Annotated in this window: 6 protein-coding genes; 1 reads left to right on the top strand and 5 read right to left on the bottom strand. The window is 57.2% G+C overall.

Translation table 11 applies throughout. The features are described from left to right. Positions 1-288 precede the first annotated feature (288 nt). Positions 289-1,701, top strand: a complete 1,413-nt coding sequence (locus BLV85_RS13455) for a sigma 54-interacting transcriptional regulator (RefSeq protein WP_090415754.1) — start codon at positions 289-291, stop codon at positions 1,699-1,701. Between the two features lie 295 nt (positions 1,702-1,996). On the opposite strand, the gene BLV85_RS13450 is transcribed toward BLV85_RS13455, so the two are convergent. The 5 genes from BLV85_RS13450 to BLV85_RS13430 all read right to left on the bottom strand — a co-directional run bounded on the left by BLV85_RS13450 (position 1,997) and on the right by BLV85_RS13430 (position 9,086). Further along, on the bottom strand, positions 1,997-2,773 hold the full coding sequence (locus BLV85_RS13450; RefSeq protein WP_090415753.1) for an amidohydrolase family protein: 777 nt from the start codon (positions 2,771-2,773) through the stop codon (positions 1,997-1,999). Between the two features lie 26 nt (positions 2,774-2,799). After that, the gene (locus tag BLV85_RS13445; protein WP_090415752.1) at positions 2,800-5,238 is read right to left on the bottom strand and encodes a peptidoglycan-binding domain-containing protein; all 2,439 of its coding nucleotides are present in this window, start codon (positions 5,236-5,238) and stop codon (positions 2,800-2,802) included. Between the two features lie 178 nt (positions 5,239-5,416). Further along, a complete protein-coding gene (locus BLV85_RS13440) occupies positions 5,417-7,090 on the bottom strand; it encodes a hypothetical protein (protein ID WP_176974047.1) in 1,674 nt (557 codons plus the stop codon). An 11-nt stretch (positions 7,091-7,101) separates the two neighbouring features. After that, entirely contained in the window at positions 7,102-8,418 is a 1,317-nt protein-coding gene (locus tag BLV85_RS13435) for a hypothetical protein (protein WP_090415751.1), read from the bottom strand. 8 nt (positions 8,419-8,426) lie between these two features. Continuing rightward, entirely contained in the window at positions 8,427-9,086 is a 660-nt protein-coding gene (locus BLV85_RS13430) for a hypothetical protein (RefSeq protein ID WP_090415750.1), read from the bottom strand. Between the last annotated feature and the right edge of the window lie 239 nt (positions 9,087-9,325).

Genomic DNA, 9,325 nt, shown 5'->3' with positions numbered 1-9,325 from the left:
TGCTGCATAACAACATGCCGTTTGATGGTGACAAGTTTTTCAAAATAAAGGGCGCTAATATGTAAATTTTGCTTGACTGAAGACAGAGTATCTACGCGATGGGTATTGCTGGATGTATGCAGAATGCATTTCATGGGCAATATTTATTGCACCACATTTAAACTGAAAATAGTTCAAAGGCATAGGGTTTTTTGGTCTAAACTGCATTCACAATAAGCAAAATAATGAATGATATGACGAGGTGATTTACTCTGGCGTTACGCCGCTCTCTTGCTAAAGGGGATGCAAATGAGTAGTGAAACTGCGGTATGGATTCATTCATTTTCCTGTGACATTCAATCGGTAGAAGCGGAACTGGCCCCGTTCATGAGCCAGCATCACCTGCAACTCCAGCATCTTGCAAGCGACCAACCGCGGGGACCGGGTCTGTTGTGCTTCACCGCCTTGACTCCAGAATTGCATGGATGCCTGGAGCGCGTGAGCTGCAACGGTCAAGAGCCGGTGCTGGCGATCGCATTGCTGGAGCAACCCATCAATGATGAGCAGTACTGGCATTTGCTCAAGTCTGGCGCGGCCGATGTGCTTTGCTGGCAGGGCGATGTTTCCGGATTGATGGACCGGGTCGTTGCCTTGTTATCGCGCTGGATCACAGTGGATCGTTTATTGAACAGCCCGCTCGTGCAGCACAACCTGATCGGAAAAAGCCTGGTATGGCGCAATTTTCTCAGGAATCTCGTCGAGGTAGCCTACTTCACGGATGCCTCGGTCTTGATCATGGGAGAAACGGGAACCGGAAAGGAATTGGTGGCCCGCCTGATGCACTCGCTCGATCCATGCGCCAAGGACCGGGAACTGGTGATCCTCGATTGCAGTACGATCGTGCCCGAACTGGCCGGCAGTGAATTTTTCGGGCATGATCGCGGGGCATTCACCGGCGCATTGATGGCACGCGAGGGAGCTTTCGCGCTCGCCAACGGTGGCACCCTGTTTCTGGACGAAATCGGCGAGTTGCCACTGCACCTGCAGGTGCAACTGCTGCGCGTGATTCAGGAGGGCACCTACAAGCGGGTTGGCAGCAATACCTGGAAGTCGACCCGCTTCCGCCTGGTATGCGCAACCAACCGCGATCTCTCCGAAGAAGTCGCGAAAGGGCGTTTCCGTGCCGACCTGTTTTACCGGATTGCCACCTGGTCCTTCCGCTTGCCCCCGTTGCGCGAGCGCAAGGAAGACATATTGCCGCTGGCATTGCATTTCCTGAAAAGCCACCGCCCCGAGGGCGCCCCTCCGCTCGATATCGATGAACCGCTTGGCCATTTTCTGATGCAGCGTGATTACCCGGGCAATATTCGTGAATTGATGCAGTTGATGCATCGGCTGGGTGCGCGGCATGTTGGGCCAGGCCCGGTCACCCTGGGCGACATTCCGGAAGACGAACGCCGGGGCAGCTGGATACCGCCCGATGCATGGCAGGATACCCGCTTCGAACAATGCATCCGTGATGCGCTGATGCTTGGCTGCGGCGTCAAGGAAATCAGCCGCATCACCTCTGAAACAGCCATCCGCATCGCGCTCAGGGAGGCAGACGGCAACTTGCAGCGTGCCGCCAAAAAACTGGGCATCACCGATCGTGCCTTGCAGCTACGACAAGCCAGCCAGAGATCGAATCTGCATGCCGTCAAAACAAAAGCCACTGGGTGCTAGAAAATTCTGTTCTGGATCGGCCTTTTTAACGCCATAGCCATTGCAGTGATGCATGGTCATTGAAAAGCCTCCGAATGACCGCATGGGGAGCATTTCTGGCAGTCATCCAGGCGTAGGGTGCACCCGTGCACCGGTTCTGTGATGTGAGGCGATTCGCATGCTACGCAAGCACACCCTGCAGCCTGTGCCAACCACCATTCCTGTCTTCGCGCGGTTTCTCGCAGCAAAGCCATCCAGTCCAATGTCAGTTGTACTGACTGCAAGGATGCATTCCATGCACCATGCATGGGGTCCATCATGGACGATCTGCTTGCCGGGTTGGCCGATGGGGGACGGGACGGTGGCTTGCTTGCCTGATCAACCGCAGAAAATTCCTGCCCAGTATCAGCGCCTCCTGTGCCGGCGGTAATTGCAATGCCTGAATTTTGGCAAGCTCGACCGCAGGATGCAGCCAGGGTCCATCGGAGCCGAACAGGATTTTTTTCGCACCCGCACGCGCCACCGCTTGTTCGAGCAGGTCGAAACGGCGCACGCCGGCGGTATCGGCGTAAATATTTGGATGCCGCACCAGATGATCGATCAGTGCCAGCTGCGCCCGCCAGTCGTCAGAGAAACTGCCCAGGTGCGGGATGATGAAGTTTACCTCCGGATATTCCTGGGCGAGCAGTTCGCAAACCGATACCTCACCGCTGACATCGTAGAGTACCGGTAACGCAAACCTTCTTGCCGCCTCGCAGACTTCGCGGTTGATGGGCGCATCATGGCGATGCACCTTGATGCCGACAAAGCCGTATTGCTTCACCGCAGTTTTGATTATGTCCAAAATACGCCCCCGTCCATGCTGGGTGTGCACGAAGGCAAAGCCATAAAAGCGATCAGGTCGGCTGGCGACAATGCGCGCAACTTCGCGATTGGCTGTGGCGTAGTCTGAATGGAAAGCGGCGAAGAGCACCGTCCGATCAATGTCCGCGTCCGCGCTCCAGCGCAAAAACTTTTCCAGCGGTGCGCGGGTGTCCCAGGGGCCGGTGAATCCGTCGCCTTTACCGGCGTGGCAGTGGCAGTCGATGATCATCGGGATTTTTCAGTTTGTGCCATCAGCTAATGAATGACAGCAGCGGGATCCAGCCTGAGCGAGCCATGCCTCGGATAGAACAGGTAGCTGTGTACCCCTTGCTTGTACTCGGCCTGAATATGTACGTGAGGCCATCGAGTGGCACCCAGATAGCCGATGAGCGGCAGGGTTGCCAAATCGCTTGCTTTAAGGATGGCGCCATGCTTCATTCTGGGCCCGAAACCGATTCGATCTCCCTTGCCTGCGGCATTCCATTCGGCAAGCGAGATGAGGCGCTTCCCATCATAGGGCAGGCATCCCGGGGTAATCAGATGCAAATACTCGATATAGATCGTGAATACCGCAGCTTGGCCATGTGTTGTTGTGTAGGTATAGCGGCAAGCCAATCCCACCGAGCCACCATAGCCCGGGTTGTTGAGGTCTTTGGTTTCCCTGAGATAAACTTGCGCTTCGCGTAGACTGGCCCGGCCATGTCCGGGTATTTTCAGCCCTTGCTGCCACGGTGGTTCCTTTTTTGAGGCAGCCTGTACTTTATTGAGTGTGGCGATATCGAGAGCCGTTTTGACCGTCGCATAGACTGGCAGGCCCCGGCGCGGATCATGAGCGCCTTGCCCCGCTGCATTTGAAGTTGAAACATCTATGCCCAGGTGATAGCCGCTTGATCTTCGTTTGAGATAACCTGAAAAGATTCTTCCACCCGGTACGCCATGCTGCAGAGCACTGCTCGATGGCGGTGTAACCGTGGGCGTAGCAGGCGTGGACGGTTGAACAATGGGCCCATTGAGCGCCTGAAGCGTGCGCCCACCGGGGTCGACACGCCCATCTGGATAGTTCATTCCGACCACGATGCGCTGAAATGCTCTGATAGCTGCTCTGGTTCTGGGGCCGCTTTTGCCATCTACCGTGAGTGGCGCAATGCCAGGCAGCTTTCCGGCAAGAATGAATTTATTCAGTAAATTCTGTACGGCAGTGACATCATAGGGCTTGTTGGCGCCACCATTTCCTACCGAATCAGAGAGGATGATCATGGATACTTCTGCATGCAATTGATCGTCTCCTGAGCGCCAGGCGGGTTGCCACAGTATTTCTTCGATCATGCTCATTTCATGATCGGACCCGTTGCCGATCAAGCCTGTCTCCCGCATACGCCGGTCGACTGCAGTACGGTGCCGTTGCGGCACAGCGCGCCATGCTGCCTCGAAACCTGAATCTTGTCCGGCGCGCAGATAGTTGCGATAGGCAGCCGGAGACCGATGCCAGAGACGGATGCCCCGTGCGGCCGCGAGCTCGCTGCCGCCAGCCGCGCGAACTTGGCGAAACAGCTCGGCGTAGCGGGCGACGGGCCGATTGATTTCTTCTGCCGCAGATGCTTCCCAAGGGAATGATGTTGAAGAAGTGCCCGGTAGTGACCGCCAGGCATCCCGGTTGAACTGGAAGACGCCCCATGCCGTGATCAATGCCTTGCCGGGAGGGCGTTCCGCAGGCGGGCGTGCATCGAAGGTATTGGCTGGCCGCGCATAGGTTGCGCCACTTTCTGTTTGCGCAAGGTGGCTTACCACTGAGACGAATACTTCACCGAGGCCATGTTGCCGCGCCGCGGCCTGAATCGCTCCGAGTGCGGCGCCACGTGCACTAGGCCGGCGAGCGGTGGCTGGCAGACCGGGTGCAAGGCTGTCATTTGCTGATGGGTGGCCTGCGCCTGCCGCAATCAGCGCTGCTTCGGTTTGCTTGCCGACTATGCCATCTACAGCCAGGCCATGCCGCTTCTGGAAGTCACGGATAGCGCTGCGCGTCTGACTGCCTAAGATGCCGTCTACAGCTAACCGGAGCCCCAGAATGGTGTTTAATGCCTGCTGGAACCAGCGAATGTAGCCTCGACTGCTGCGATTGATTTCGCTTTCCAGCATTTCGTTTTCAAGGTCGAATGAATCGAAAGCTTCTGACTCTGAGGTGCCTTCGTTTTGATCGGCCGTGCCACTTCTGGAAGTCATCAAAGCCTGTTTCGTCTCCGGCCCGGCGATGCCGTCAACCGTCAGCCCCTGTTGTTCCTGAAACCGGCGCAAGGCGCTGCGCGTTGCCGCATCCATGATGCCGTTAACCGGCAGGTTTAGCCCCTGAATTTGATTCAGCGAACTCTGTACCCAGCGTACATACTCGCTGCCATGTTGCGGGCAGTCCTGGGCGGGGCAGGTGCAGAGCGGTTCTCTGGGTAGGTAACGGGATGACCTGGGTCTGATTCCCGGCCGTCTGGGGGGGCGGGGTCTTCTCGGCAATGCGCCGCCTCGGCCCGGCCGGCGTGAGGGAGGAGCGGTCCGCCGCTGGCGGCCGGTGGGTTGCCTGGGTCTTGACGGACGTCCTCGTCCGCCTCGTCCACTTCTTCGGACTTCAGATTCTTCCCATTCTGGCTGCATAAATTCCGAATCGATATCCGGAAGTTCTTCCACCCAGTCGATTGCTTCATTCATGATCGTTCTCCATGATTGTGGCCGCTTGTCACGGGCATCGATACACTCGGGCCATGTGCGCCGCCCGGCATGATCCGCCGCCGGTTTATGGTGCGCGAGCGCACCCTACGCCGATCGGATCGTTTCCGGCGTCCTCGGGTGCACTTGTGCACCGATTAACTGGTTCATAGGCATTTGTTTACTCGCTTTCATACCGAATAAGCCGCCGTCCGGAGCGATAGGGCAGCTTCGCATAGCCTCTGACCTCGGACGAGACCGCTTCCGATGCGACGACATCTGCCTGCAAGCTGGATTGGGAACGCTGCGCGGCCAGCTTTTTTTGCAAATGCAGGGAAGGCTGCAGAAAACGTTCGCTCGCCTGGCGGGTGTCGGTGATTTCGATTGATAGGTCCACTCCGGTTGTCGCCATGTAGGCATGGATGTAGCGCTGGATCTCCGGCCGCCAGTAGCGCGCCCAGTTGCGGGCATGCTCCTGATCGTTGATGTCGATCCAGTCGCCATAGCGGATGGAGAGCAGAATTTGCTCGCCGTATCTGGCCAGTTCATGAAAATGGGTGATGGATGTGTCACCCCAACCCTGCAGGCGCCGCATGTCATCAACAGCCCCCATCCAGGGTTCCTGGTAAGGCACCATGTGGCGGCCGCGCAGGAACTCCTTCATTTCCGGCCGGGCGAGCAGCCATTGCATGATTAGCATTTCCCGTCTGGCAGTCCAGGGCAGATCGCCAAATTGGTTGTGCGCGCCCTCGGCCAGGATGAGGTGAACCTCGCGCAGCGCGTTGAGCAGTGCAAACGCATCGGCGTGGATGGTGGTATCGTCGTCCTCTCGGTAGAACATGGCTGCCCGGTAGAGCAGGTTATGAAAAGCCTCGATGAATTTGGAGCGGCTGTCAGCCGGCCGGAAGTCGCCAATCGCTTTGCCGATCAAGGTGAAGCCATAGTGATGATCGTACTCGTAGGCGCGCCGCCGCACGCTCAGGCGATTGAATTCGTCCTGTACGAAGCCCCATAGCAGATTGTTCAGGGGCCGCAGCGGATCGAGTTCGAGATTGATGAGCGGATCCCGTGAGTGGCTGAGCCGGTTCTGAAAGCGCAGGGTGATGGCGTTGAGCGTCTGCACCAGCATGCCTTCCTCGTGCCAATAGGACCAGATCAACTCCAGCAGGCTCGGACAGGTGAGACGGGCCTGCAGTATGGCCTCGCAATAGGGTAGTTTCTCTTCCATGCGGCTGGTATTGAGACCGACAATCTGCCGGACGATACGCCGCAGATAAGGCAGGGTCGGAGCTTGGCCATTGTTGCTGAGATAGGCCAACAGTTTCTCCTCAATTTCACCAACAGTGATGTCCTGCTCTCCCAAGCGGCGTTGTTCGGCCTCAATTTCCTTGTCAACGGATTTTTTCCTTTTCATGGCATATTTGATACATGTTTCATCGTGGTCTACGAGACCGCACTCAAAGATGAGAAAAGCCTCGGTCGCGACCTTGAGCAGGTTATAGGCATCCACGCCATGAATGCTGGGATGCATTTCGAGACCCTGCCGTCTGGCTTTGATGAAAGGTAAATCCGGATCATTTTTTATTTTTTCGCTGCTTGGATCCCTATATGTGCTACAAGGGTCTAGCTGATTTGCTTCGGGCGCCTCGGGGCGGCACAGGATGCAATTGATGAAATCCTGATAGCGATTGAAGCCCACCGCTTTCGCGTGATGGCGAATCGCTACCCATAAGGCTTGGTCATCGGTGGCCGGGGCGGATGTGCGCTGCATTGCTACATCGACCCGGACGGCCTCCTTCATTTCAACATTGAAAGATCTGTTTCCAGTTCCGTTAGTCTCGTTATCGTGGCTCATGATCGTATCCTCTAGGTTAAAACGCGTGATAGGGTGGGTAATGCTTCTCTCGCGTAGCTGGATCTTGCCGGATGCGCCGGTGACAGCAGGGAATGACGCAGTGCCCAATGTGTCAGCAGCTGGTTGAGCAGGTGGCTTTCAGTTTCGGGTTCGAGCAGGCCGCCTGCCTTGGCCTGTCCCAGCATGGCGAATGCCAGGCAAGGGGGCAGGCTGCTCAGTTGCCTGGTCTGGTCGCGCAACTGCTGGTACTGGGCGAGTAGGTGGGCCGGTTGCCGGTCTTCCCTATCCATGACCGCCAGCAACGTAGCGCCATTCAACGACTGGAATTTTTCTCCAAACAGCACATCGAGAAAATTCTCCAGTTCCCCTTCGAGCCTCCGCAATAGTTGGCGCTTTTCATCCGGGACTGCATCAAGTGGATAAAAAGATTCCCACAGTTTGGCCAGGGCTGCCCATTGTGGATGGGGATAGCAGCGCTGCCCCATCGCACAGCTGAGCTTGACGCGCAGCCAGGGAATGGGGTGCGGATCGTCCAGCCCCACGCGCAGCACGAAGGGCGCGGGCAGGCTCATGACGCCGATCAGCCCCAGCGTGGAGGCGATCCCCAGGCGGGCGACCGACCAGAAATCGGCGAGTATTTCCGAGATCCAGCGTTCCCAGAAAATCCAGCTGTCGAATGCGCGGCTGGGCCGGGACTGATGCTGTTGCAGCGTCAGCCGCAGTGGTTGGATCAGATCGAGCAGCGCCGCTGCCTGATGCCCGACTTCGTGTACCAGGGAGGAGGCGATGCCGCTTCCGATCATCCGCTCCCGGGGGATGCGGATGATGGCGACCGGGTTTTCGCTGCCGCCTGGCAGGCGTGTCCTGGCACGGCGTATTGCCGCGCCAATGCCGTGGTCCAGATAGCAGATGACGGGGGGTGCCTGATAATAGCCCGGCAATGCCAGTGCATCGGCTGCGATGCTGTCAAGACCGGCCAGCCAGACGCCGATATCATGGCTGCTGCGCTGGGTCAGCGCATCGGCAAAAATATCGAATTGCGAGAGAACCGCGTTGAATTTAAGACGCAATAGTGAGAATCGACGCTGCGCTTCGACTGGCGAAGCATCCCGGAGCTTGCCATCCAGTGCAGAGAGGAAATCCTGGATGTCGCCACGCAGCGCATGCCGCTCTCTGGCGAGATAGCGCTCGATGGCTCTCTGCGCCGATAGCGAGACGGCCGCAGCGGGCACCATGGGTTGATGCAAGGCAAAGGGCTTGATCAGGTTGACCCGGGTAAACAAGGCCCGGCCTTCCTGCTTGAGCAGCCAAATGGCGGCAGCGTCCATTTCACCCTCTATACGTCCATTAACACGATTTTGCGCCCGCGACGCACCCAGCGGCCGCTGCGTCCACTGCCAGTGGGCGTGACTTCCTGGCTCGACGCCATGCTGGGCCGCAGGAGTCCGGGTGCGTGTTTGCGGGCGGCGGCGACCAGTGCGCTGCGGGCAGCGGCTTGTGGGCTGGCGGTCGGCACGGCAGCCGCTGCTTTCCTGGCCGCATCGCCAGCCAGCTGCACGAAGCGCCGAGCTACCTCGAATTCCTGGTCTTCCGGGCTCAATCCTTCCAATTCCATCTCAAACAGATTGGAGGCTGCCGAACCGAGCGCGCCGCCAACTTTGGTGCCTAATCCCGGTGCAATTGCCGTGCCGATGGCCGCGCCAACGCCGGGCAAGGCTTTTTTGGCCACACCTCTCAGTGCGCCACCCAGCGCTCGCGCAACCGGGCTTCTGACCGCCCTGCGGACACCGCGTCCAACTCGCCGGATGACTCTTCCAAGAAATTGGTCCAGTTCATCTTCATCGATGACTTCCAGTAATTCGGCCGCCAATTCCATTTCATCTGTTTCGGTGAAAGCATATTCACTGTCGTCATATTCGAATTCATATTCCATTTCGGTATCGTAAGGATCCATTTCGGTATCAAACTCAGCCAGGTTGCGATCAATGTTATGCATGACAGGCTCCTTTATTCGCTAGGTTGAAAAAACGATGGGTTTGAGTTTCCTCATCCATAGAGATGCAGGATCTGTGCCAGACTGCTGGGGTGCGCCTTGTTTTGTCCATGAATCATGCTTGGTGGCCTGGCGGAAGCCAATTCATTAACCCAAGTTCGCAGCTTTTTCCCCCAAAACCACCCAAAACCCCCCATTTTTGCTCTAAATCAGAAAAAAATTCTTTTATAATCAATAGCGAT

Source organism: Nitrosomonas halophila (assembly GCF_900107165.1).
GTDB classification, from domain to species: domain Bacteria; phylum Pseudomonadota; class Gammaproteobacteria; order Burkholderiales; family Nitrosomonadaceae; genus Nitrosomonas; species Nitrosomonas halophila.
Note: the sequence above shows the minus strand (reverse complement) of the source record. Positions and strands in the feature narration are given on the sequence as shown.